The organism is Salinarimonas rosea DSM 21201 (genome assembly GCF_000429045.1).
In the GTDB taxonomy this organism is placed as follows: domain Bacteria; phylum Pseudomonadota; class Alphaproteobacteria; order Rhizobiales; family Beijerinckiaceae; genus Salinarimonas; species Salinarimonas rosea.
The window spans coordinates 178,776-201,720 of record NZ_AUBC01000005.1 but is presented as its reverse complement, the minus strand read 5'-3'; the positions used below and the strand labels follow the sequence as shown (position 1 = coordinate 201,720).

Here is a 22,945-nt window from a genome sequence, read left to right as displayed (position 1 = left end):
GCGTCCCTTGGCAGCCACGACGCAACGGCCGACGGCGGCGCTCACCGCCGTCGGCGTCCTGCTGGAGCGCGTCTGCGGCGCGGTCGCCGTGCTCGGCGGTATCGCGCTTCTCGGGATGATCGTCGTCTCGGTCGTCTCGATCACGGGGCGCTCGATCCTGCCCGGCCTCGCGGGGCTCGTCGGGCTCGAGTTCCGCGCCGCCTCCATCCCCGGCGACATCGAGCTCGTGCAGATCGGCACCGGGATCGCCGTGTTCTCGTTCCTGCCGTTCTGCCAGCTGCGGCGCGGCAACGTGCTCGTCGACTTCTTCACGTCGGGCGCCGCCTTGCGCGTGCGCGCGGCGCTCGATCTCGTGGGCAACCTGATCTTCACGATCCTCGCCGGCGTGATCGCCTGGCGGCTCGTGCTCGGGCTCCAGGACAAGCTCGCCTACAACGACACGACCATGGTGCTGCGCCTGCCGGAGGCGTACCCCTTCGCCTTCGGCGTCGCCTGTGCCTGGCTGCTCGCGATCGTGTGCGCCTACACGGTCTGGCGCTCGGCGGAGGAGATCCGCGCCGACCGGCCGATCGGTCCCCACGACGTCGCCGAGCACTGAGAGAGGCGCTCCTTCCATGTCCAACGTCGCGCTGGGCGTCCTCTCCTTCGGGATCCTGCTCGGGCTCCTCGTCGTGCGCATCCCGATCGGGGTGGCGATGGCGGCCGTGGGCGGCATCGGCTTCGTCTATCTCTCCGGCCTCACCCCCTTCCTCGCCTACCTGAAGCAGACCCCCTGGGAGGTCTTCGCCAACTACTCGCTCTCGGTGATCCCGCTCTTCCTCTTGATGGGGAACTTCGCGGCGCGATCGGGGCTGTCGGCGAACCTGTACCGGGCGGCGAACGGCTTTCTCGGCCACTACAGGGGCGGGCTCGCCATGTCGTCGGTGGGTGCCTGCGCCGCCTTCGGCACGATCTGCGGCTCCTCGCTCGCGACCGCGGCCACGATGGGCCGCGTGGCGCTGCCGGAGATGCGCAAGTACGGCTACTCGGGCGCGCTGGCGACGGGCTCGATCGCGGCGGGCGGCACGCTCGGGATCCTGATCCCGCCGTCCGTCGTGCTGGTCATCTACGCGATCCTCACGCAGCAGAACATCGCCAAGATGTTCCTCGCCGCCGCCGTGCCGGCGCTGCTCGCCGTCATCGGCTTCATGATCGCGGTGCGGCTGTACCTGGCGCTCTCGCCCGATTCGGGCCCGCCCTCGCAGCCGATCCCCTGGCGCGAGCGCTTCGCGCGGCTCGCGAGCGTGTGGCCGGTCGTCGTGATCTTCCTCGCCGTGTTCGTCGGCATGAACGGGGAGACTCTGTTCGGGCGGGCGCTGTTCACGCCCACCGAGGGGGCGGCTGTGGGCGCCTTCGGTACCTGCCTCGCGGCGCTCACCTACGGGCACTTGCGTCCGCGCGAGATCGTCGAGGTGCTCAAGGACACCGCCGTCCAGACGGCGATGATCTTCCTCATCCTGCTCGGCGCGGACTTCTACAACGCCTTCCTCGCGCGCACCCAGATGCCGATCGCGGCCGGGGAGTGGATCGCCGCGCTCGGCCTCGCGCCGATCGTCGTCATGATCGTCATCGTCGCGCTCTACCTCGTGCTCGGCGCGATGATGGACTCGCTGTCGATGATCCTGCTGACCATCCCGATCTTCTTTCCCATCGTGATGGCGCTCGACTTCGGGCTGACGCCGGAGGAGACCGCGATCTGGTTCGGCATCGTGATCCTGATCGTCGTCGAGCTCGGGCTGATAACCCCGCCCGTGGGGCTGAACGTCTACATCATCAACGGCTTGGCCAAGGATGTTCCCATGTGGGAGACGTTCAAGGGCGCCTCCGTCTTCCTCGCCGCCGAGATCGTCCGCGTGGCGCTCCTGATCGCCTTCCCGGCGCTGACGCTGTGGCTCGTGACGTAGCGGGGCCGCGCTCGAGCCTCGTGTGAGGTGCGGCACCCAAGTCACTGATCCGCCACGTTCTCCACGGCGGCCTCAGGCCGGCCCGCCGCCGCCCTTGCGCCCGAGGAACGCTTCCATCCGCGCTTTCGCCTCGCCGTCGGTCTGGACGAAGGCGGCCGCGAGGGCTTCCGTGTAGAGGCCCGCCGCCTGGGGCATGTCGGCGATCTCGTCGAGCGCGCCGATGATCATCTGGTTCGACAGGGGCGCGTTCGTCGCGATCTCCGCGGCGAGCGACAGCGCCTCGGCGAGGCTCTCGCCCGGAGCGCTGAGACGATGCACGAGGCCGATGCGCAGGGCCTCCTCGGCCTCCACCTCACGGCCGGTGAGCATCATCTCCGTGAGCCGGCTCGCACCGACGAGGCGGCCGACGCGCACCGAGGCGCCGCCGCCGACGAAAATGCCGCGGCGCGCCTCCGGCAGGCTGAAGCGGGCGTCCGGATCGGCGACGCGCACGTGCGCCACCGCCGCGAGCTCGAGCCCCGCGCCGATCACCGAGCCTTGGAGCGCGGCGACGACCGGCAGGCGTCCGGCGCGCACCGCCTGCGTCGCGCGGTGCCACAGCCGCGAGATCGCCATCACCTCCTCGGGCGCGCGCTCGCGATGCTCGGCGAGATCGAGCCCGGCGCTGAAATGGTCGCCTTCCGCCGCCAGTACCGCCGCGCGCCATGCCGCCGGAGGGTCCGCGAAGAGCGCACCGATCTCCCGGATCATCGCGCCGCAGATGGCGTTGCGCTTGGCCGGCCGGGCGAGCGTCACCACCCCGACGGCACCCTGCGTCGAAACCCCGATCTCGGCCGATCGAGACGCCATCGCCCGCTCCCCGTTTACTATACACAGCGTGAAATAGCGGTGCTCGCAGGGTGGGAGTCAACGCGGTCCCGGTTGGGCGTGGAGCCAAGGCGCCATTGGCCGTTGACGCATGTGCAGCGCCGCCCCACACTTTAACATGTGTGTAAGTATGCTCGGACGAACGCGCGCGGAACCGGAGGTGTCGCATGGCTCTACCCGGAGTGGCCATCCCCTATGGCGGGTACTGGTCGAGCCCGTTCGCGAAATGGCAGGGTCCGCTCGGGGAGCAGCACGCGCTGCGGCTCGCCGCCCACACCGCAGGCACGGTGCTCGCCGCGCGGAGCATCCCGGCGGACGCGATCGATCATGGCGTGCTCGGCACCACCGTGCCGCAGCGCGGCGCCTTCTACGGGCTCCCCTGGCTGATGGGGATGATCGGCGCGGAGCGGGTCGCCGGCCCGACCATCGCGCAGGCCTGCGCCACGGGCACGCGGATCCTCGCCTCGGCCGCCGACGAGATCGCGGCCGGGCGCGCGACCTGCGCCCTGGCGATCGCCGCCGATCGTGTCTCCAACGGCCCGCATCTCCTCTACCCGGATCCCGGTGCTCCCGGCGGCGCGGGCACACACGAGCATTGGGTGCTCGACAACTTCGAGCGCGATCCGTTCGCCGGCTGCGCCATGATCGACACCGCCGAGAACGTCGCGCGCCGGCTCGGGGCGACGCGCGAGGAGCAGCACGAGGTCGTCCTCGTGCGCGCCGAGCAGTACGCGCGGGCGCTGGCCGACGATCGCGCCTTCCAGCGCCGCTACATGCCGCTGCCGTTCGCGGTGCCGGATCGCCGCTGCGACGGCCCGGCCGAGACGCTGGAGGGCGACGTCGGCATCTACCCGACGAGCGCGGAAAAGCTCGCGCGCCTCGCGCCGGTGCGCCCAGGCGGGACCGTGACGCTCGGCGCGCAGACGCATCCCGCCGACGGCAACGCCGGCATGATCGTGACCACCCCCGAGCGGGCCCGCGATCTCTCGGCGCGTCCGGAGATCACAATCCAGCCGATCGCCTTCGGCCAGGCGCGGGAGGAGCGCGGCTTCATGCCCGCCGCGCCGATCGCCGCCGCACGGCAGGCGCTGGAGCGGGCCGGCGTGGGGATCGACGCTATCGACGCGATCAAGGGTCACAACCCTTTCGCGATAAACGATCTCGCCTTCGCACGCGCTTTCGGCATAGACTGGCGTCGCATGAACGCGTTCGGGTCCTCGCTGATCTACGGCCATCCCCAGGCGCCCACGGCGCTGCGCGGGGTGATCGAGCTGATCGAGGAGCTCGTGGATCGGGGAGGGGGCATGGGCCTGTTCCAGGGATGCGCCGCGGGAGACAGCGCGATGGCGGTCGTCCTGCGCGTGGAGGACCGCCGGGCATGACGCTGCCGCGGATCCACCCGACCGTCGTCCACATGCTGGCGGATGCGGCGGCTGTGGCGCCGGGGCGCGAGGCAATGGTCTGCGGCGACGAGCGTGTGTCCTACGCCGCCTACGCCGGCGCCGCCGAGGGCCTCGCCCGCGAGCTGCGCGATGCCGGCGCCGCCGGCGACCGCGTCGCGATCCTGATGCCGAACAGCGTCGATTTTCCCGTCGCGCTCATGGCCGCCTTCGCGGCGGGCGCGCAGGCGACGCCGCTCAACCCCGCCTACACGGTCCACGAGCTGCGCCCGATCCTCGCCGACGCCGCGCCGCGGCTGATCCTGGCCGCGCCGGACGTCGCGGAACGGATCACGCCGCTGTGCGCCGAGCTCGGCCTGCCGGTGCCGACCCCTGTCGGGCCGGGCGCACGGCGGCTCCACGCCATCGCCGGCGACCCCGCGCGGCTGCCGCTGCCCGACCCCGACGCACTGGGCCTCCTGCAATATACCGGCGGCACGACCGGCATCCCCAAGGGTGTCGACCTCGTGCACCGGGGGCTCGCGATCAACGTGTCCCAGCGCGAGGCGATCGTCCCGACGACGCCCGACACCGAGCGGGCGCTGGTGATCACGCCGCTCTACCACGCCTATGCCATGGCGATGGGGCTGATGCTCGCGCTCCACGCGCGGGGCACGCTGGTGCTCGTGCCGCGCTATTCGCCCGAGGCCACGCTCGCGCTGATCGAGGCGGAGCGCATCACCTTCCTCGCGGGCAGCCCGACGATCTACCACGGGCTCCTCGCGTCGCCGCGGGCGGCGCAGACCGACTTCTCGACGCTGTCCTTGTGCTTCTCGGGCGCGTCCGCCCTGCCGGAGGCGACGCTGACGCGCTGGATGGCGCTCACCGGCGCCTCGCTGTGCGAGGGCTACGGGCAGACGGAAGCGGGCCCCGTGCTCGCGGCGAACCCGCGCGCGGGCCCGCACGTCGCCGGGTCGGTCGGCGTGCCGCTTCCCGACACCGAGATCGAGATCGTCGACCCGGTGACGGGGGAGGGGCCGCTCGCGCCCGGTGCGCCGGGCGAGATCCGCGTGCGCGGGCCGCAGATCATGCGCGGCTACCGCAACCGCCCGGAGGAGACCGCCGAGGCGCTGCGCGACGGCTGGCTGCACACCGGCGACATCGGCGTGCTGCGGCCGGACGGCATCCTCGAGATCCGCGACCGCAAGAAGGACATGGCGATCGTCTCGGGCTTCAACGTCTACCCGCGCGAGATCGAGGAGGCGCTCCTCGCCCATCCCGCGGTGGCGGAGGCCGCCGCCTTCGCGGTGCCGGATGCGCGCAAGGGCGAGCTCATCCACGCCCGCGTGGTGGCGGCGGGCACGGACGTCGCCGCCCTCGAGGCGCACCTCGCGGAGCGCCTCGCGCGCTACAAGCTGCCGGCCGTGCTCGCGATCGTGCCGGCGATCCCCAAGACCGCGATCGGCAAGATCGACAAGGCCGCGCTGAAGGCCGACGCCACGTGCAGGCACGCGTCGTGACGCGACCGTTCGCGCCCGAGGCGACCACCGACAGCAGAGCTCGCAGGTACCAGGCAAGAGACAAGGAAAGGGACCACATGATGCACCGTCGCTCGCTCCTCCTCGCGGCCGCGCTCGCCGCCCTCGCCGCAGCCGCCCCGGCCGTGGCGCAGGACAAGACCCTGCGGGTCGGCACCTTCCTCGCGCCGCAGGGCGTCTGGCACGGGCCGATCGCGCACCTGATCGAGACGGTCAACGCCAAGGACGTGGGTCTCACCCTCGAGCTCGTGGCCGACCCGTCCTCGGTGAGCCCCTTCCAGCTCGGCAACGCGGTGCAGAGCGGCGTCGTCGACATGGCCTACATCTCCGGGTCGTTCTACACCACGCTGGTGCCGGAGGCGGACGCCAACAAGCTGTTCAACATCCCCGTCCAGGAGCTGCGCGAGAACGGCGCCATGGAGCTGATGGACCAGATCCACCGCGAGCGCATGGGCGCGGTCTTCCTCGGCAAGCTCGGCGACGGCATCCAGTACCACCTCTACACGGCCAAGCCCCTCGAGGCGCCGGACCTCACAGGCTGGAACATGCGCGGCACGCCGCTCTACCGCCCCTTCCTCACCGCGCTCGGCGCCAACGTGGTGCAGATGCAGGGCTCGGAGGTCTATCCCGCCATGGAAGGCGGCGTTATCGACGGCTATCCCTGGCCGCTGTGGGGCATCGGCGACATCGGCCTGCTCGAGGTGACGAAGTACCGGGTCGAGCCGGGCTTCTACAACGCCGAGATCAGCGTCCTGGTGAACGAGAACACCTGGAGCGGCCTCACGGAGGAGCAGCAGGCGGCGCTCACCGAGGCGATGATCGAGACCGAGGCCTGGTTCATCGACTACCGCAACGAGGTCGACGCGGCGCAGCGCGCCCTCCAGGACGAGGCCGGCATCGAGGCCATCACCTTCTCCGCGGAGGAGAACGCCCGCATGATCGAGACGGCGGACGCCGCCGCCTGGGCTGTCGTCATGGAGAACTCTCCGCAATACGGCGAGCGCATCAAGGAACTGACCTACCGCTGACCGGGGGGCGATCGACGATGACGGCGCTCAGGCTGCTCGATCGCGGGGTGGGGCTCGTGATCGAGGCGTTCGGCCTCGTCTCGGGTGCCGTCATCGCGTTCATGGCGCTCGCCATCGGCGCGGAGGTGCTGATGCGCGCGGTCGGGTGGCCGGCCTTCGGCTGGACGCTCGAGCTGTGCGAATACGGGCTCCTCGTCGTCGGCTTCCTCGGGGCGCCGTGGGTGCTGCGCCATTCCGAGCACATCCGCGTCGACGTCGTGCTGCGCTCGGTGCCGCCGCGCGCGCGCCATTGGATGCTGCTCTGCGCGAACGGGATCTCGGCGCTCGCCTGCTTCGTGCTCGCCTGGTACGCGACGGTCGCGGCGGCGGAGGCCTTCGCGCGCGGGGCGCTGCTCTTCAAGCACCTCGTCCTCCCGCAATGGTGGATCCTCGCGATCCTCCCGGTCGGGGTCGCGCTGCTCGGCTTCGAGTTCGTCGCGCGGATCGCGCGGCGCCTCGCCGGGCGCCCGCCGCCGCAGGAGGAGGAGCTCGGGGAGGCGGTGCTGTGAGCGGGCTCTCCTGGGAGATCGTGCTCGGGCTGATGGGCGGCGGGCTCGTCGCGCTGATGGGGCTCGGCGTTCCCGTCGCCTTCGCCTTCCTCGCCGTCAACCTCGTGGGCGCCTGGTTCATCCTCGGCGGCGAGGCGGGGCTGAAGCTGCTCGCCATGAACGCGACGGAGGCGGTGGGCTCGTTCGCGCTCGTGCCGATCCCGCTCTTCATCCTGATGGGAGAGCTCCTGCTCCATACCGGCCTCGCGACCCGCGCGATCGCGGCGATCGAGAAGCTGATCGCCGGCGTGCCCGGACGGCTTTCCCTCGTCGCGGTGACGAGCGGCGCCGTGTTCGCCTCGCTGTCCGGCTCCACCATCGCCAACACGGCGGTGCTCGGCCGGGTGCTGCTGCCGGACATGCACCGCATGGGCTACCACCCGGTGCTCTCGCTCGGGCCGATCCTGGCGGTGGGCGGCATCGCCATGCTGATCCCGCCTTCGGCGCTCGCCGTCCTGTTCGGCTCGCTCGCCGGGATCTCGATCTCCGGGCTCCTCATCGCCGGCATCGTGCCGGGGCTGATGCTGGCGGCGCTCTACATCCTCTTCATCGTCGTCGCCGCGCGCGTTTCGCCCGGCCTCGCGCCGCCGGACCCGGTGGAGCGGCTGCCGCTGCGCGCCCGGGTAAAGCCGTTCCTCGTGTACGTCGTGCCGCTGATGGGCATCGTCCTCGTCGTCGTGGGCTCCATCCTGGCGGGCGTGGCGACGCCGACCGAGTCGGCGGCGCTGGGCTCGATCGCGACGCTCGTCGCCGCCGCCGCCTACCGCGCGCTCGACTGGAAATCGCTGCGCGCGGCGCTGCTGGGGACCGCACGGACCTCGGCGCTGATCCTCATCATCATCTCGGGCTCGATCACCTTCTCCCAGATCCTCTCGTTCTCGGGCGCGAGCCGGCAGCTGATCGGGATCGTCACGGACATGGGGCTCGAGCCCCTCGTGCTCGTCGCGGCGATGCTGGTGCTGGCGCTGCTGCTCGGCATGCTGATGGACCAGGTCAGCATCATGCTGATCACGCTGCCCTTCTTCATGCCGCTCGTGAACCAGGCCGGCATCGACCCGATCTGGTTCGGCGTGATGATGCTGGTGGCCCTGGAGATCGGCCTGATCACGCCGCCCTTCGGGCTGCTCCTCTACATCATGCAGTCCGTCGCCCCGAAGGGCGTCGGCATGCGCGCGATCCTGGGCGGGATCGTGCCCTATCTCGGGCTCGAGCTCGTGGGGCTCGCCCTGCTCTTCGCCTTCCCGGCGATCGCCCTGTGGCTGCCGGGGCTCCTGCGATGACGGGCGCGCGCATCCCCGACGCGTGCCGGGGACACGGGCGTTCTACCCCGGCGCGCGCCGTGTGGCATGCAGTCGCGCACTGCGGGTGCATGCGTCGACCACTGGCGGGCGTGTCGGCTGCGTCTCGGAGGCACCGGTTGCGATCGCCGTCGGCGCCCTCTACAAATCCAGGGCCTATACGGGCGGAGGCGACGACGCGCGGCCACGGGCTCGAACGTGCCGTCGCATGCCCGATCACGGAGGAATTCGACGGCGTGACGCGGATCGTGCATCATCTCGGCCCGCCCCCGCCCGCATGGCGGGACACGGCGGTACGTTCCCGTGCGATTCGGTCCGGTGGGGTCGCGGCCGCTCCCGCCGCCACGACGGCATCGGCGCTCGCCGCGGCGCCCAGCGCGACGGAGCCCGCTCGATGAGCACGGCGAAACCCCGCACGACCCGCACGCGCCTCAAGCCGCCGCGGCGCGACGGCGAGCGGCGTACCGCGATCGTCCGGCGCGCGACCGAGATCTTCAAGGCCAAGGGCTTCGCCCACACGACGATCGAGGACATCGCCGAGGCCGTGGGCGTCACCCGCGAGGCGATCTACTACTACTTCCGCGACAAGGCCGAGATCCTCATCGAGATCATCAAGCCCGAGAGCGACTACCTGGTCTGGGGCCTCGAGCGCATCCTCTCGCTGGAGACCTGCTCGCGCGAGAAGCTGGTCATGGCGGTGGAGAGCCACATGATGCGCTTCAACCCGAACTACCTCGAGATGGCCATCGCCGTACGCGAGCTCAACGGCACCACGCGCGACCCGCGGATCTCGGCGCTGCGCCAGACCTGGCGGCGATACACCGCGCTGTGGGTCTCGCTGATCGAGGAGGGGCAGCGCACCGGAACGCTGGAGCCCGACCTGGACCCGAAGCTCGTCGCCTTCGCCGTGCTCGGCATGCTCAATTCCGCCTCGAGCTGGTTCGACCCGTCGCGCGGCTCGAGCGCCGAGCTGACCCGCACCTTCGTGCGGATCGCCGCCACGGGCGTGCTCTCGGATCCCAACCGCGCGCGGCGCGACATGGACGCGGCGCTGGCGCGGACCGAAGCCGACGCCTGACCCGCCGATGCCACGCCTCCGCCGGTGGAGAACCCGGCAGGGCGGACAGCACGATTTCCGGAGCGAGCGCGCCGACACTCCCCGTCCCTGGGAGAGAGGGGAGGGTGTGCGGCATCGTCCCGACGGCGATGCCGGCGCCTCCGGGTCGAGCAGGCGTCCCGGCAGGCTCGTGCTGCATCTCGCCCCGTGCGCGCATGCGCGACCGGGACGTGCGCGCGCACGTGTGCCTGCCCGCCGGCAAGCAAGACCCGCGCCGGACGTCTCCCGATCCGCGCACGTCGCGGAGCCGAAGCGCGGCGATGGTCGTGGGCCGGTCGACGACCTATCCTCATGGTTCGACACGCGGCGCAATGCACAGCCTCGGATGGCGTGTGCGTCGTGGATGAACGTGACGGGCCTGAAGACGAACCTTCGGAGACGACAATGGACGCTGCCGAACTGCGCGCCCTGCAAGCCCCGCTCAAGCAGAAGTACCGCGAGGCGCCACAATCATCGATCGTCACAATGAAGGCCCACGGAACGCTCGATTCGGAAGCCGTCGCCTGCAAGGTGGAAACGGCGCGCGCCGTCGCGGTCGCCGGCCTGCACAAGGCGGCCGGCGGCACGGGCGCCGACCTGTGCTCCGGCGACATGCTGCTCGAGGCGCTCGTCGCCTGCGCCGGCGTCACGCTCAAGGCGGTGGCGACCGCGCTCGAGATCCCCGTGCGCTCCGGCGTCGTCCGCGCGGAGGGCGATCTCGACTTCCGCGGCACACTCGGCGTCGACCGGGAGGCGCCGGTGGGCTTCAGGGCGATCCGGCTCGCCTTCGAGATCGACGCGGATGCGAGCGAGGAGCAGCTCGCGCGCCTGCTGTCGCTGACGGAGCGCTACTGCGTCGTCTTCCAGACGCTCAACGCCAAGCCGGACCTCTCGGCCACCCTCGCGCGCGCCTGACGTCCCGCCTCCACCGCGCGCACCGGGCCGGGGGTGGAAACGCCCGGCCCGTCGTGCGAGAAAGCGGCGTTGCGGGGAGCGAGGGACCACCATGGCCGAACAGGAACCGAGGCTCGGCGCGGCGATCGTGCCGGTGACGCCGTTCCAGCAGAACTGCTCCGTGCTCTTCGCCCGCGACACGATGCGCGGCGTCGTGGTCGACCCGGGCGGGGACGTGCCGCGAATCCTGGAGGCGGTCCGCCAGACCGGCGCCACCATCGAGGCGATCCTCCTCACGCACGGGCACGTCGACCACGTCAGCGGCGTCGAGGACCTGCGCGACGCGCTGAAGGTGCCGGTGATCGGCCCGCATCCCGCGGACGCGATGTTCATGGACGAATCCCTCACGGCGACGTCGCGGGCCTACGGCCTGCCGCCGGCGCGGCCGGTGAAGGTCGACCGCTGGCTCGACGAGGGCGACACGGTGGACGTCGGCGGCATCGTCTTCGACGTGCTGCACACGCCCGGGCACTCGCCCGGCAGCGTGACCTACGTCTCGAAGGCCGATCGCTTCGCGCTCGTCGGCGACGTCGTCTTCGCCGGCTCGATCGGCCGCACCGACCTGCCGGGCGGCGACCACGACCAGCTCCTCGAGACGATCCGCACGAAGCTCCTCCCGCTCGGCGACGACGTCGCTTTCCTGTGCGGCCATGGGCCGATGTCGACGCTCGGCCAGGAGCGGCAGACGAACCCGTTCCTCGTCGGATGAGCTACGCGGTCTCCCTCGACGACGTCCGCGCGGCAGCCGAGACGATCGCGCCGCACGTGGTGCGGACGCCGCTGGTCGCCGCCCCGCGGCTCTCCGAGCGGCTGGGCGCACGGCTGTGGCTCAAGCTCGAGACGATGCAGCCGACCGGCGCCTTCAAGGAGCGCGGCGCGGCGAACCGCCTCGCGGCGCTCGACGCCGACGAGCGGGCGCGCGGCGTCGTCGCGATGTCGGCGGGCAACCACGCGCAGGCCGTGGCCTACCACGCGGCGCGGCTCGGGGTCCCCGCGACCATCGTCATGCCCGAGGGCACGCCGCTGGTGAAGGTCGAGAACACCCGCTCGTACGGCGCGCGGGTCATCCTCTCGGGCGAGACGGTGGCGGAGGCCGAGACCGAGGCGCGCCGGCTCGCCGACGAGGAGAGCTTCGTCTTCGTCCACCCCTACGACGAGGCCCGCGTCATCGCCGGCCAGGGGACGATCGCGCTCGAGATGCTCGCGGACGCGCCGGATCTCGAGATGCTCGTCGTGCCGATCGGCGGCGGCGGGCTCGCGGCCGGCATGGCGATCGCGGCCAAGGCGCTGTCCCCCGCGATCCGCATCGTCGGCGTCGAGACGCGGCTCTACCCGTCCTTCCGCAACGCCATTCACGGCGAGACGCTGCCGGTCGGCGGCGCGACGCTGGCGGAAGGCATCGCCGTCAAGCGCCCCGGCGGGCTGACGCTGCCCATCGTGCGCGACCTCGTCGACGAGATCGTGCTCGTCGACGAGCCCGAGATCGAGCGCGCGGTGAACCTGTGCGCCACGAGCCAGCGCATCATGGCCGAAGGCGCGGGGGCGGCGGGCATCGCCGCCATGCTGGCGCGCCCCGAGCTGTTCCACGGGCGCGCGGCGGGCGTCGTCATCTGCGGCGGCAACATCGACCCGCGCATCCTCGCCTCCGTCATGGTCCGCGAACTCGAGCGCGACGAGCGCATCGTCTCCTTCCGCATCTGGTCGAACGATCACCCGGGCCTGCTCGGGCGGATCGCCAGCCGATTGGGGGCTCTGGGCGCCAACATCCTGGAAGTTTCGCACGGGCGTCTCTATCTCGATGTTCCCGCCAAGGGCGTGACGGTCGACGTCACGATCGAGACGCGGGGCGCGGCGCACACGTCCGAGGTGCTCGCCACGCTGGCGCGGGAGGGCTTCGCCCCCACCCGCATCGACCCCCGGGGGCTCTCGCACCTCGGGCCCTGAGGATCGAGCGCGCAGAGATTCGAGCGACATGAGCACGACCGACCATCATCCCGACCTGCCGCACCCCGGAGCGCCCCGCCCGGACGTCCCGGCGGCGCGCCCGAGCTACGAGATCCGCATCGCGACGGACGGGGTGCTCGCGCGCCGGCTCTTCGCCTTCTGCCTCGACCTGATCGTGATCGGGGCGCTGGTGCTGCTGTTCTCGCTCGCGATCCTCGTGCTCGGCGTTCTGACGCTCGGCCTCGCCTGGCTGCTCTTCGCGATCCTGGTCCCCGCGGTCGGCCTCCTCTACAGCGCCATGACGGTCGGCGGGCCGAACCAGGCGACGATCGGCATGCGCATGATGGGGCTGCGCGTCGGGCGGGTGCAGTCGACGGGGCGCGTCGACGGCATCACGGCGGCGGTGCACGCGCTCCTGTTCTGGCTCGCGACCTCGACGTTCTTCCTGTGGCTCCTCGACGTCGTCATCGGCGTCGCGCGCGACGATCGCCGGCTGGGGCACGATCTCCTCGTCGACGTGATCGTCACCCGCACCGACGCCACCCCCTGACGCGACTCGCGGCCGCTCCGATACCGCGTGAACGTTGCACCGCTGCCGGCGTCGCGCGCGCCGAAAGCGCTTGTTGGCGCGTGCGGGAATGGTATCGTTGACGAGAGCCGCCAGGACGCGCTTCGCCGAGGTCAGACCCGCGTGACGAGCCATTCCCGCGAGACGCCGCAATTCTTCCTGACGGCACCCTCCGCCTGCCCCTACCTGCCCGGCCAGGAGGAGCGCAAGGTCTTCACCCACCTCGTGGGGCGCCGGGCGGGCGAGCTCAACGACATCCTCACCCACGGCGGCTTCCGGCGGTCGCAGACGATCGCCTACCGTCCCGCCTGCGAGACCTGCCGCGCCTGCGTCTCCGTCCGCGTGCCGGTGGACGCCTTCGAGCCCTCGCGCAACCTGCGCCGGATCGCCAGGTCGAACCGCGACCTCGTCGGCACCGGCGTCGCCAACCAGGCGACGAGCGAGCAGTACTCGCTCTTCCGGCGTTATCTCGACAGCCGCCACGCCGACGGCGGCATGATCGACATGACCGTGCTCGACTACGCCATGATGGTCGAGGACAGCCACATCGAGACGAAGCTCGTCGAGTACCGCCGGCGAGGGCCCGACACCGCGATCAACGGGCGCGGGGAGGGGCCGCTCGTCGCCATGTGCCTCACCGACGTCCTCGCCGACGGGCTGTCGATGGTCTACTCGTTCTACGACCCGGAGATGAGCGCGCGCTCGCTCGGCACCTGGGTGATCCTCGACCACATCGGCCGCGCGCGGGCCATGGGCCTGCCCTACGTGTACCTCGGCTACTGGGTCGAGGGCTCGCGCAAGATGGCCTACAAGGCCCGCTTCATGCCCCAGGAGCGCCTGCTCTCGCAGGGCTGGACGCGCGTGGAGGAGTAGGCGCGCGTGCCCTGCCGCCGAGCCGTCCCCCGCCGAGTCGTCCGCCGGTGAGCCTCGACCACGGGCTCCTTCGCACGCTCGTCGCGCTCGTCGAGGAGCGCAACGTCACCCGTGCGGCGCGGCGGCTGGGGCTCGCCCAACCCACCGTGTCCGGGGCGCTGGCGCGGCTGCGCGACGCGCTCGGCGACCCGCTCCTCGTGCGCGACGGGCGCCGTCTCGCGCCGACGGCGCGGGCGCTCGCCCTCGTCGCGGAGGTGACGCCGCATCTCGACGCAATCGACGCCGCCGTCGCGGGCACGACCTCCTTCGAGCCGGCGCAGGCGCGGCGCGTGTTCCGTCTCGGCTGCACCGATGCGGTGGCCTTCGCGCTCCTGCCGGCGCTGTCGGCGCGGCTGCGGCAGGCGGCGCCGGGCTGCGACCTGCTCCTGCGTACCGGCGACTTCCGGACCCTGCCGGATCTGATCGCCACCGGGGCGGTCTCCGCAGCGCTCGCGTACCTGCGCGACGACCCGTCCGCCACGGCCCGCATCCGCGCGGTGCGCCGCTCGCCCTGGGTCGTCCTGCGCGACGCCTCATCCAGGCCGATCACCGACCTCGACGCCTTCTGCGACCGTCCCCACGCCCTCGTGACCCCCTCGGGCGATCTCGGTGGCCTCGTCGACGACGCGCTGGCGGCCGAAGGCCGCACCCGGCGCGTGGCACTCGGGCTGACGAGCTTCGCGCTGCTGCTCGCCGCGTTGCCCGGCGACGAGCTGGTCGCGACTGTGCCCGACTTCGTCGCGGCGCGCCTCGCCGCGCTCGCGCCCCTCGCCGTCGATCCTTGCCCGGTCGCCGTCGCGCCGGTGGTCAACAGCCTCGCCTGGAGCGCGGTGGCCGACCGGGACCCGGGTGAGCGCTGGTTCCGGGAGGTCGTTCGCGAGACCTTCGCGGCCGCCCAGCCGCGCTGATCGCGCAGGCCGCGGCGATAGCACCTATCGGCCCCCGCGATTTCCCGCCCGGCGGCGCGCGTCCCATCTAGCGGCGACAGGCAACCCGTTCACGCGAAAGAACTCTCCATGGCCCGAATCCTGATCGTCCTCACCTCCCACGCCACCCTCGGCACGACCGGCAAGCCGACGGGCTTCTTCTACGAGGAGCTCGCCGCGCCGTACTACGCCTTCGTCGATGCCGGCCACGCGGTCGAGATCGCCTCGATCGTCGGCGGCGCGCCGCCGGCCGATCCGTCGAGCCTCGACGCCGACGAGGCGAAGCGCCCCGCGGCCGTCCGCCGGCTCCTCGCGGACGCCGCCGCGATGGACGCGCTCGCCCGCACCGCCCCGATCGACGCAATCGACCCCGTCGCCTACGATGCGGTCTTCCTGCCCGGCGGGCACGGCACGATGTGGGATTTCCCGCAGAGCGCCGCGCTCGCCCGTGCGGTCTCGGCGATATACGCGCGCGCCGGCGTCGTCGGCGCCGTCTGCCACGGCCCGGCCGGCCTCGTCGGCGCCACGCGCCCCGACGGGCACCCGCTCGTCGAGGGACTGCGCGTGAACGGCTTCACCGACGCGGAGGAGGCCGCGGTGGGGCTCACCGACGTGGTGCCGTTCCTGCTCGAGAGCCGGCTCGTCGCGCAGGGCGCGCGCTTCGAGAAGGCCGGCGCCTTCGAGCCGTTCGCCGTGCGCGACGGCCGGCTCGTCACCGGCCAGAACCCGATGTCGAGCGAGCCCGCCGCCGCACTGATGCTCGAGGCGCTCGCCGAGGCCCGCGCGGCTGCGTGACTCGCGGATCCGGCAGATTCTTCCCCCCGTCCGGGCAGAATCTGCCGGATACCCCCGTCTTTCGACGATCGGATCAAGGCCAACGCAGGACTTCTGCGTTGGCATCGCGCTTGCTGGCAGAATGCCGCCCGGGGTCTCGCCTCCCGGGCATCGAGCGAGCGAGGTCGCGTCATGACGCTGATGTCCGCGTTGAGCACTGCCGTGTCGGGCCTGCGCACCACGCAGGCCGGCATCTCGCTCGTCTCGCAGAACGTGGCGAACGCCGATTCCGCCGGCTACACCAAGCGCCGCCTCCAGCCGGTCGAGGCCGTCGCGGGCGGTCGCTCGGCCGGCGTTCGCACCGGAGAGATCCAGCGCGTGCTCGACCGCGTCGTGCAGCGCACGCTGTGGCAGGAGACGTCCGGGGCCGGCTACACGGGCCAGCGCGCCATGATGGCGGGCGCGCTCGAGCGGCTCTACGGCCCGCCGGCCTCGGCGAGCGCGCTCGATACGCTGATGAACAAGTTCTCGACCGCCGTCGAGAACCTCGCCGACGATCCCGCGAACGCGACCACGCGCTCGGGCGTGGTCGAGGCCGGCCAGGCGCTGGCGGCGCGCATCGGCACGATCGCGCAGGGCGTCCAGGCCCTGCGCACCGAGTCCGAGGGCCGCATCGCCTCGATGGTCGACGAGGCGAACGGGCTGCTCTCCGGCATCGAGCGGGTCAACCGCACCATCGTCCAGAGCGGCTCCACCGCGGCGCTCGCCGACGAGCGCGACCGGCTGATCGGCGCTCTCTCCGGGATCATGGACCTGCGCGTCCAGCCCTCCGCGGACGGCAGCGTCAGCATCTCCACCGGCGCGGGGCAGACGCTGTTCGACGGCGTGAGGGCGCTGGAGCTGCGCTTCGACGCCCGCGCGACGCTGACGCCGAACATGCGCGTCGACACGACGCCGCCGTCGGTCGGCATCGTGTCGGTCGTGTCGGGCACCGGCCTGCAGACGAACCTGCTGGCGGCGGGCGGCATCCGCTCCGGCTCGCTCGCGGCGGCGCTGGAGATGCGCGACGAGACTCTCGTCCAGGCCCAGCGTCAGCTCGACGAGCTCGCCGCCGGCCTCGCGCGCGCCGTCTCCGACACGCCGCTCACGGTGACACAGACCGGCGCGACGACGTTCGACCTCTCGGCCTTCACCGGCCCGCGGACCGTCGAGCTCGTGGTGAACGGGCGCTTCGAGCGCGTCAGCGGCACGCAGGCCGAGATCGACACGGCGCTCGGCGCCTTCGGCGGAAGCTTCGACGGGACGACGGTGACCATCCCGGGAGGGAGCGTGATCGCCGCCTCGGGCACCGCGACCGACCCGACGACCGGCACGGGGCCGTTCCCGTTCTTCGCGGACTCGCCCGGCAACACGCCCTTCACCGGCGCGGGCGCCACCGACCCGCTGACGGGTTTCGCCCAGCGCATCCGCGTCAATTCGGACGTCGCGGGCAACCCCGCGCTCCTCGTCAACTCCACCTTCCAAGGCGACGCGGCGCGCCCGACCGCGATGCGCGACGGGCTCGCGCGCACGCAGACGATCGCCTCCCAGGCGGGGCTGTCGGGCGCGGCGCCCTTCCGCGCCGACATATCGGCCGCGGTGCGGCGCACGATCGAAGTGCAGGGCGCGGCCTCCGCCACCGCGGCGCGGCTCGACGAGGGGCAGCGCGTGGCGCTCGCCGCCGTCGAGGGCCGCTTCGCCGACGTGGCGGGAGTGAACATCGACGAGGAGATGGCGCAGCTCGTCCAGCTCCAGACCGCCTACGGCGCCAATGCGCGCGTCCTGTCGGCGGTTCGGGAGATGATGGACGTGTTGATGCGGATCTGAGGGAACGACGAGAGATGACGAGCATCACCCCGTTCGCAGCCGGCTCCTTCGACACGCGCGAGACCTCGCGCATGTTCGTGGAGATGCGCAAGGCCTCCCAGGTCCTCGAGCGCCAGATGGCCACTGGCCTGAGGTCGGACACCTACTCGGGCCTCGGCTTCGAGCGGCGCACCGCGCTCGATCTGCGCGCGAAGCTCACGGCGTTCGAGAGCTACGGCGAGACCGTCACCAGCGCCAACCTGCGCCTGAAGGTGATGACCGGCGCGGTGCAGAGCCTCGAGAAGATCGCGTCGGACACCCGCTCCGCGGCGGCCGAGCCGCTGTCGGGCATCGTCGACGGCTCCGGCGTGCCGCAGGAGCAGGCGCTCGCGCGCAACAACCTCGCCTTCGCGGTCGAGATCCTCAACACGGACGTGAACGGCCGCCACGTCTTCGCGGGGCGCGCCAGCGACACACGGCCGGTGGCGGCCTACCAGCAGATCTTCGCCGACCTGCGCGCGGCGGTGGCGGGCGTGGCGGATCCGACCGACCCCAACCAGATCGTCCAGGCGGTCTCGGACTACTTCGACACCACCGCCTGGCGCCCCGCCGGATCGGAGACGACGACGCCGATGCCGACCACCGCCGATGCGCGCGCGAGCGTGCTCGCCCGCATCGACGAGGGGCAGAGCGTCGCCATCGGCGCGCGCGCGGACGAGCCGGGCTTCCGCAACCTCCTCGTTGCGCTCGGCTCGCTCGCCGCCGCCGACGAGACGCAGCTCTCGCAGGAGGACTTCGCCGCCCTGTCGAGCCGCGTCTCCGACCTCCTGTCCTCGTCGCGGCCCCAGCCGCGCGACGTCGCCATGGATCTCGGCCGCGCCCAGGCGACGATCAATGCCACCAAGGAGCGCCAGGACGCGAGCGCCTCCCTGCTGCGCGAGGCCCTCGACGACGTCGAGCTCGTCTCCACCGAGGAGGCCGCCGTGTCCCTCCTCAACCTGCAGACCCGCCTGCAGGCGAGCTTCCAGACCACGGCGATGCTGTCGCGGCTGTCGCTGGTGAACTATCTGTGAGGACGTCGTTCGATAGAATCGTCGCGCCCGCCCGCGGCGCCTGCTCGCTCCCATCCGCGGTGACGGTTCACAACCCCTCTCGTGCCATGCGTGGCATGAGCCTTGCGGCGGCACGGCGCTTGCCCTAAGGGGGCGCCCAGCCGAACCATCCCGCCGGGGGGCCGATGAATTGCCCGTGGTCGACAAGTCCTCCCGCGCCATCGGCGCGGTGCGCCAGTCCTTCGCGCCGTGGAACGACGCGAGCGCGCGTCCGCTCATCCGCTTCGAGGGCGTGACCAAGCGCTTCTCGGACGCGGTGGCCGTCGACGACGTCAGCCTCGACGTCTACGAGAACGAGTTCTTCTGCCTCCTCGGCCCGTCGGGCTGCGGCAAGTCCACCTTGATGCGGATGCTCGCCGGCTTCGAGGAGCCGAGCGGCGGGCGCATCCTGCTCGGCGGCGAGGATCTCGCGGGCGTGCCGCCCTACGAGCGGCCGGTCAACATGATGTTCCAGTCCTACGCGCTCTTCCCGCACATGAGCGTCGAGAAGAACGTCGCCTTCGGGCTCAAGCAGGAGGGGCTCCCCAAGGACGTCATCGCGGTGCGGGTCGCGGAGATGCTCAAGCTGGTGCAGATGCAGCGCTTCGCCGCGCGCAAGCCCCACCAGCTCTCCGGCGGCCAGCGCCAGCGGGTGGCGCTCGCCCGCGCGCTCGCCAAGCGCCCGAAGGTCCTCCTCCTCGACGAGCCGCTCGCCGCCCTCGACAAGAAGCTGCGCGAGGAGACTCAGTTCGAGCTGATGGACATCCAGATCGAGCTCGGCACCACCTTCCTGATGGTCACGCACGACCAGGAGGAGGCGATGACCATGGCCGACCGCATCGCCGTCATGGATTCCGGGCGCCTCGTCCAGGTGGCGACGCCCGGCGAGATCTACGAGCAGCCGAGGAACCGCTTCGTGGCGGACTTCGTCGGCGACGTGAACATCCTCGAGGGCGCTGTCGCGGCGCGCGAGCCCTCCGGCCTGTGGCGCATCGCGGCGCCGGGCGCGCTCGGCCCGCTGATGGTCGACGATCCCGACGAGCGGCTCGACCCCGGCCAGGCCGTGGCGGTCGCCGTGCGCCCGGAGAAGATGACCGTCACCCGCGAGCGGCCGGAGGGTCCCAACGCCTTCGAGGGCGAGGTCTGGGACATCGGCTATCTCGGGGACTGGACGGTCTACCGCATCCGCCTCGACGACGGGCGCATCCTGCGCGTCACGCGGGCGAACACGACGCGTTTCGTCGAGCGGCCGATCGACCTCGAGGAGCGCGTCCACATCGGCTTCCTGCCGGACGCCGCCGTGATCCTCTCGAGCTGAGGGAGGGGAGGGGATGGCACGCGACGCGATCCGCCGCGACGAGCCCCGCCGCCGCGGGCTGGGGCGCCGATTGGTGATCGGCGCGCCCTACCTGTGGCTCGGCGCGTTCTTCGCCCTGCCGGTGCTGATCGTCTTCAAGATCGCGCTCTCCTACCCGGAGCTGGCGCAGCCGCCCTACGCCCCGACCTTCGACCTCGCCGGCGGGTGGGAGGCCTTCGTCGCCTTCCTGGGCGAGCTCTCGTTCGACAACTTCGCCTTCATCGTCTCCGACGACCTCTACGTGGCGGCGCTCGGCTCGTCGCTGCGCATCGCCGCATCCTCGACGCTGATCCTGCTCCTCGTCGGCTACCCGATCGCCTACGCCATGGCGAAGGCTTCGCCCTCGCTGCGCGGCATCCTCGTCGCGGCGGTGATCCTGCCGTTCTGGACGAGCTTCCTCATCCGCGTCTACGCCTGGATCGGCATCCTGCGCCCGGAGGGCCTGCTCAACGGGTTCCTGATGGCGATCGGCGTGATCGACCAGCCGCTGACCATCCTCAACACCGAGATCGCGGTCCATATCGGGATCGTCTACACCTACCTGCCCTTCATGGTGCTGCCGCTCTACGCCACGCTGGAGCGCATGGACGACACGCTGATCGAGGCGGCGCAGGACCTGGGTTCGACGCCGCTGAAGGCGTTCTGGACGATCACCGTGCCGCTCTCCTGGCCCGGCATCGTCGCCGGATCGCTGCTCTGCTTCATCCCGGCGGTGGGCGAGTTCGTCATTCCCGACCTGCTCGGGGGCTCCGACACGCTGATGATCGGGCGCATCCTGTGGAGCGAGTTCTTCTCGAACCGCGACTGGCCGCTCGCCTCGGCGGTCGCGATCGTGATGCTCGTCGTCCTCGTCGTGCCGATCGTGCTGTTCCGGGAGGCGGAGGCGCGGCGCCTGGAGGAGAGCCGATGAGAGGCCGCCTGTCGCCCTTCAACGTGGTCTCGCTGACGCTGGGCTTCGCCTTCCTCTACATCCCGATCCTGATCCTGATCCTCTACTCCTTCAACGCCTCGCGGCTGGTGTCGGTGTGGGGCGGGTTCTCGACGCAATGGTACTTCGCGCTGCTGCAGAACCAGCCGCTGCTCGACGCCGCCTGGGTGACGGTGCGCGTCGCCTTCGTCACCGCGATCCTCGCCACCGTGCTCGGCACGATGGCGGCGATCTCCCTCACCCGCTACGGCCGCTTCCGCGGCCGGGCGCTGTTCACCGGCATGGTCTACGCGCCGATGGTGATGCCGGAGGTGATCACGGGGCTCTCGCTGCTGCTGCTGTTCGTCTCGATCGACCTCGATCGCGGCTTCTGGACGGTGACGCTCGCGCACGTGACCTTCACGATGTGCTTCGTCACCGTGGTGGTCCAGGCCCGCCTCGTCGCCTTCGATCGCTCGCTGGAGGAGGCGGCGATGGACCTCGGCGCGACGCCGTGGCGCACGTTCGTCTCGGTGACGCTCCCGGTCATCGCGCCGGCGGTGCTCGCGGGCTTCCTCCTCGCCTTCACCCTCTCGCTCGACGACCTCGTGATCGCGAGCTTCACCTCGGGCCCGGGCGCGACGACGCTGCCGATGCGGATCTACTCCTCCGTGCGGCTCGGCGTCACGCCGGAGATCAACGCCGCCTCCACGATCCTGATCGCGCTCGTGACGATCGGCGTGATCGTCGCCGCGCTGGTGACCAAGCGCTCGGTGCTGATGCGCCAGGCCGGCTGAGAAACCTCCCCGCAGGGGAGGACGACGGCCGAAGGACGGAGGGTGGGGCGGGCGGCGGTGCCGCTCGAAGTCGTTCGGCCCCACCGCACGGGTGTCGCGCCGGCTTTCGCTGACGGACGCGGCTTCACCCCCCGTTCACCTAAACACGCGGTCACGGAAGTTACGCTCCGATTCACCGACAATTTTAGACGAGATTTCACGCGTCCCCGGCAAGGTTCCCTTCAACAACGCAAGTGGAACAGGGGAGCAGGACCCATGGCTCGTCTCGATCTCGGTGCCGCCGACATCGCCGCCCTCGTGCCGGACCTCGACACCGGCGAGGCCTACCTCGAGCTCGGCCTCATGCACGCCGTCGGCCGCTCGGTGCCGCTCGATCTCGTCGCCGCCCACAAGTGGCTCAACATCGCCGTCGCCAAGGGCTGCCGGGCGGCGGTCTCGCGCCGGGCCGAGCTCGCCGCGGAGATGACCGCCGACGAGGTGGCCGCCGCCCAGCGCGCCGCGCGGATGTTTCTCGCCGCCGCCTGATCGGGCCGCTTGAGGGTGCGGGGCGGCGCGGCTATAAGCCCGCCATCTTCCACACATCCTCACGAAGCGGATACCGACATGGCCACCGAGCGCACCTTTTCGATCATCAAGCCCGACGCGACCAAGCGCAACCTGACCGGCGCCGTGAACGCCGTGATCGAGGAGGCGGGTCTGCGGATCGTCGCGCAGAAGCGCATCCTGATGACCCGCGCCCAGGCGGAGACCTTCTACGCCGTCCACAGCGAGCGCCCGTTCTTCGGCGAGCTCGTCGACTTCATGATCTCCGCCCCCGTCGTGGTGCAGGTGCTCGAGGGCGAGAACGCCATCGCCAAGTACCGCGAGGTGATGGGCGCGACGAACCCGGCCAACGCCGCCGAGGGCACCATCCGCAAGAAGTTCGCCCTCTCGGTCGGTGAGAACACCGTCCACGGCTCGGATTCGGCCGAGAACGCCCAGATCGAGATCGCCCAGTTCTTCGCCGGGAACGACATCGTCGGCTGAGGCCGAGGCTCAGTCGAGCCCGGGCGAAGCGTGCCGCCACGCCGATGCCGGCCGCGACGCGCTCCCCTCTCCCTCGCGGAGAGGGGCTGGGGGTGTGGGGCGCGCAGG

The 22,945-nt window shown here is 71.5% G+C and carries 23 protein-coding genes; 22 read left to right on the top strand and 1 reads right to left on the bottom strand.

The genetic code is table 11. The annotated features are described in order from the left end of the window. The first annotated feature begins 7 nt into the window (after positions 1-7). On the top strand, positions 8-598 hold the full coding sequence (locus G407_RS25780) for a TRAP transporter small permease (RefSeq protein ID WP_052340964.1): 591 nt from the start codon (positions 8-10) through the stop codon (positions 596-598). A gap of 16 nt (positions 599-614) precedes the next feature. Then, positions 615-1,943, top strand: a complete 1,329-nt coding sequence (locus tag G407_RS0104785) for a TRAP transporter large permease (protein WP_029029893.1) — start codon at positions 615-617, stop codon at positions 1,941-1,943. Positions 1,944-2,015: 72 nt separating this feature from the next. Here the strand turns inward: G407_RS0104785 and G407_RS0104780 are convergent, their stop codons facing one another. After that, positions 2,016-2,792: a crotonase/enoyl-CoA hydratase family protein gene (locus G407_RS0104780; RefSeq protein ID WP_029029892.1), complete on the bottom strand. Its 777-nt coding sequence runs from the start codon at positions 2,790-2,792 to the stop codon at positions 2,016-2,018. A 185-nt stretch (positions 2,793-2,977) separates the two neighbouring features. Between G407_RS0104780 and G407_RS25775 the strand changes: the two genes are divergently transcribed. From G407_RS25775 to ndk, 20 genes are all read left to right on the top strand, one after another. Further along, entirely contained in the window at positions 2,978-4,192 is a 1,215-nt protein-coding gene (locus G407_RS25775; RefSeq protein WP_043538933.1) for a thiolase family protein, read from the top strand. After that, the gene (locus G407_RS25770) at positions 4,189-5,709 is read left to right on the top strand and encodes an AMP-binding protein (RefSeq protein WP_052340963.1); all 1,521 of its coding nucleotides are present in this window, start codon (positions 4,189-4,191) and stop codon (positions 5,707-5,709) included. The genes G407_RS25775 and G407_RS25770 overlap by 4 nt, the downstream gene beginning before the upstream one ends. Before the next feature lie 77 nt (positions 5,710-5,786). Further along, the gene (gene dctP, locus G407_RS25765) at positions 5,787-6,755 is read left to right on the top strand and encodes a TRAP transporter substrate-binding protein DctP (RefSeq protein WP_052340962.1); all 969 of its coding nucleotides are present in this window, start codon (positions 5,787-5,789) and stop codon (positions 6,753-6,755) included. A gap of 17 nt (positions 6,756-6,772) precedes the next feature. Then, a complete protein-coding gene (locus G407_RS25760; RefSeq protein ID WP_052340961.1) occupies positions 6,773-7,303 on the top strand; it encodes a TRAP transporter small permease in 531 nt (176 codons plus the stop codon). Continuing rightward, a complete protein-coding gene (locus G407_RS0104750) occupies positions 7,300-8,622 on the top strand; it encodes a TRAP transporter large permease (protein ID WP_029029891.1) in 1,323 nt (440 codons plus the stop codon). The genes G407_RS25760 and G407_RS0104750 overlap by 4 nt, the downstream gene beginning before the upstream one ends. Before the next feature lie 412 nt (positions 8,623-9,034). Then, a complete protein-coding gene (locus G407_RS0104745; RefSeq protein ID WP_029029890.1) occupies positions 9,035-9,718 on the top strand; it encodes a TetR/AcrR family transcriptional regulator in 684 nt (227 codons plus the stop codon). Positions 9,719-10,141: 423 nt separating this feature from the next. Continuing rightward, positions 10,142-10,651, top strand: a complete 510-nt coding sequence (locus G407_RS0104740) for an OsmC family protein (protein ID WP_029029889.1) — start codon at positions 10,142-10,144, stop codon at positions 10,649-10,651. A 91-nt stretch (positions 10,652-10,742) separates the two neighbouring features. Then, a complete protein-coding gene (locus G407_RS0104735; RefSeq protein ID WP_029029888.1) occupies positions 10,743-11,399 on the top strand; it encodes an MBL fold metallo-hydrolase in 657 nt (218 codons plus the stop codon). Next, on the top strand, positions 11,396-12,634 hold the full coding sequence (locus tag G407_RS0104730; RefSeq protein WP_029029887.1) for a threonine ammonia-lyase: 1,239 nt from the start codon (positions 11,396-11,398) through the stop codon (positions 12,632-12,634). Before G407_RS0104735 ends, G407_RS0104730 begins: the two co-directional genes overlap by 4 nt. Before the next feature lie 28 nt (positions 12,635-12,662). After that, entirely contained in the window at positions 12,663-13,184 is a 522-nt protein-coding gene (locus tag G407_RS25755) for an RDD family protein (RefSeq protein ID WP_084327310.1), read from the top strand. Between the two features lie 141 nt (positions 13,185-13,325). Beyond that, positions 13,326-14,075 (top strand): arginyltransferase, encoded by a 750-nt coding sequence (locus G407_RS0104720; protein WP_029029886.1) that lies wholly within the window; start codon positions 13,326-13,328, stop codon positions 14,073-14,075. A gap of 47 nt (positions 14,076-14,122) precedes the next feature. Then, on the top strand, positions 14,123-15,022 hold the full coding sequence (locus G407_RS0104715; protein WP_029029885.1) for a LysR substrate-binding domain-containing protein: 900 nt from the start codon (positions 14,123-14,125) through the stop codon (positions 15,020-15,022). 108 nt (positions 15,023-15,130) lie between these two features. Then, a complete protein-coding gene (locus G407_RS0104710) occupies positions 15,131-15,835 on the top strand; it encodes a type 1 glutamine amidotransferase domain-containing protein (protein ID WP_029029884.1) in 705 nt (234 codons plus the stop codon). 171 nt (positions 15,836-16,006) lie between these two features. Beyond that, positions 16,007-17,680 (top strand): flagellar hook-associated protein FlgK, encoded by a 1,674-nt coding sequence (gene flgK, locus G407_RS0104705; RefSeq protein WP_052340960.1) that lies wholly within the window; start codon positions 16,007-16,009, stop codon positions 17,678-17,680. A 14-nt stretch (positions 17,681-17,694) separates the two neighbouring features. After that, entirely contained in the window at positions 17,695-18,732 is a 1,038-nt protein-coding gene (locus G407_RS0104700; RefSeq protein ID WP_029029882.1) for a hypothetical protein, read from the top strand. Between the two features lie 175 nt (positions 18,733-18,907). Beyond that, positions 18,908-20,068 (top strand): polyamine ABC transporter ATP-binding protein, encoded by a 1,161-nt coding sequence (locus tag G407_RS0104695; RefSeq protein WP_029029881.1) that lies wholly within the window; start codon positions 18,908-18,910, stop codon positions 20,066-20,068. Positions 20,069-20,081: 13 nt separating this feature from the next. Then, positions 20,082-21,017: an ABC transporter permease subunit gene (locus G407_RS0104690; RefSeq protein WP_052340959.1), complete on the top strand. Its 936-nt coding sequence runs from the start codon at positions 20,082-20,084 to the stop codon at positions 21,015-21,017. Beyond that, the gene (locus G407_RS0104685) at positions 21,014-21,811 is read left to right on the top strand and encodes an ABC transporter permease (protein WP_029029879.1); all 798 of its coding nucleotides are present in this window, start codon (positions 21,014-21,016) and stop codon (positions 21,809-21,811) included. The genes G407_RS0104690 and G407_RS0104685 overlap by 4 nt, the downstream gene beginning before the upstream one ends. Before the next feature lie 255 nt (positions 21,812-22,066). Continuing rightward, complete coding sequence (locus G407_RS0104680) at positions 22,067-22,336, top strand: SEL1-like repeat protein (protein WP_029029878.1); 270 nt, start codon at positions 22,067-22,069, stop codon at positions 22,334-22,336. A gap of 78 nt (positions 22,337-22,414) precedes the next feature. Then, positions 22,415-22,837 carry a nucleoside-diphosphate kinase gene (gene ndk, locus G407_RS0104675; protein ID WP_029029877.1) on the top strand — a complete coding sequence of 141 codons (423 nt, stop codon included), beginning with the start codon at positions 22,415-22,417 and terminating at the stop codon, positions 22,835-22,837. Positions 22,838-22,945: the final 108 nt, after the last annotated feature.

Coding starts and splice junctions, on each gene's coding strand:
- G407_RS0104710 (WP_029029884.1), top strand. CDS start 15,131: ATGGCCCGAATCCTGATCGTCCTCACCTCCCACGCCACCCTCGGCACG.
- dctP (WP_052340962.1), top strand. CDS start 5,787: ATGATGCACCGTCGCTCGCTCCTCCTCGCGGCCGCGCTCGCCGCCCTC.
- flgK (WP_052340960.1), top strand. CDS start 16,007: ATGACGCTGATGTCCGCGTTGAGCACTGCCGTGTCGGGCCTGCGCACC.
- G407_RS25760 (WP_052340961.1), top strand. CDS start 6,773: ATGACGGCGCTCAGGCTGCTCGATCGCGGGGTGGGGCTCGTGATCGAG.
- G407_RS0104780 (WP_029029892.1), bottom strand. CDS start 2,792: ATGGCGTCTCGATCGGCCGAGATCGGGGTTTCGACGCAGGGTGCCGTC.
- G407_RS0104785 (WP_029029893.1), top strand. CDS start 615: ATGTCCAACGTCGCGCTGGGCGTCCTCTCCTTCGGGATCCTGCTCGGG.
- ndk (WP_029029877.1), top strand. CDS start 22,415: ATGGCCACCGAGCGCACCTTTTCGATCATCAAGCCCGACGCGACCAAG.
- G407_RS0104680 (WP_029029878.1), top strand. CDS start 22,067: ATGGCTCGTCTCGATCTCGGTGCCGCCGACATCGCCGCCCTCGTGCCG.
- G407_RS0104735 (WP_029029888.1), top strand. CDS start 10,743: ATGGCCGAACAGGAACCGAGGCTCGGCGCGGCGATCGTGCCGGTGACG.
- G407_RS25770 (WP_052340963.1), top strand. CDS start 4,189: ATGACGCTGCCGCGGATCCACCCGACCGTCGTCCACATGCTGGCGGAT.
- G407_RS0104730 (WP_029029887.1), top strand. CDS start 11,396: ATGAGCTACGCGGTCTCCCTCGACGACGTCCGCGCGGCAGCCGAGACG.
- G407_RS0104745 (WP_029029890.1), top strand. CDS start 9,035: ATGAGCACGGCGAAACCCCGCACGACCCGCACGCGCCTCAAGCCGCCG.
- G407_RS25755 (WP_084327310.1), top strand. CDS start 12,663: ATGAGCACGACCGACCATCATCCCGACCTGCCGCACCCCGGAGCGCCC.
- G407_RS0104690 (WP_052340959.1), top strand. CDS start 20,082: ATGGCACGCGACGCGATCCGCCGCGACGAGCCCCGCCGCCGCGGGCTG.
- G407_RS25775 (WP_043538933.1), top strand. CDS start 2,978: ATGGCTCTACCCGGAGTGGCCATCCCCTATGGCGGGTACTGGTCGAGC.
- G407_RS0104685 (WP_029029879.1), top strand. CDS start 21,014: ATGAGAGGCCGCCTGTCGCCCTTCAACGTGGTCTCGCTGACGCTGGGC.
- G407_RS0104740 (WP_029029889.1), top strand. CDS start 10,142: ATGGACGCTGCCGAACTGCGCGCCCTGCAAGCCCCGCTCAAGCAGAAG.
- G407_RS0104700 (WP_029029882.1), top strand. CDS start 17,695: ATGACGAGCATCACCCCGTTCGCAGCCGGCTCCTTCGACACGCGCGAG.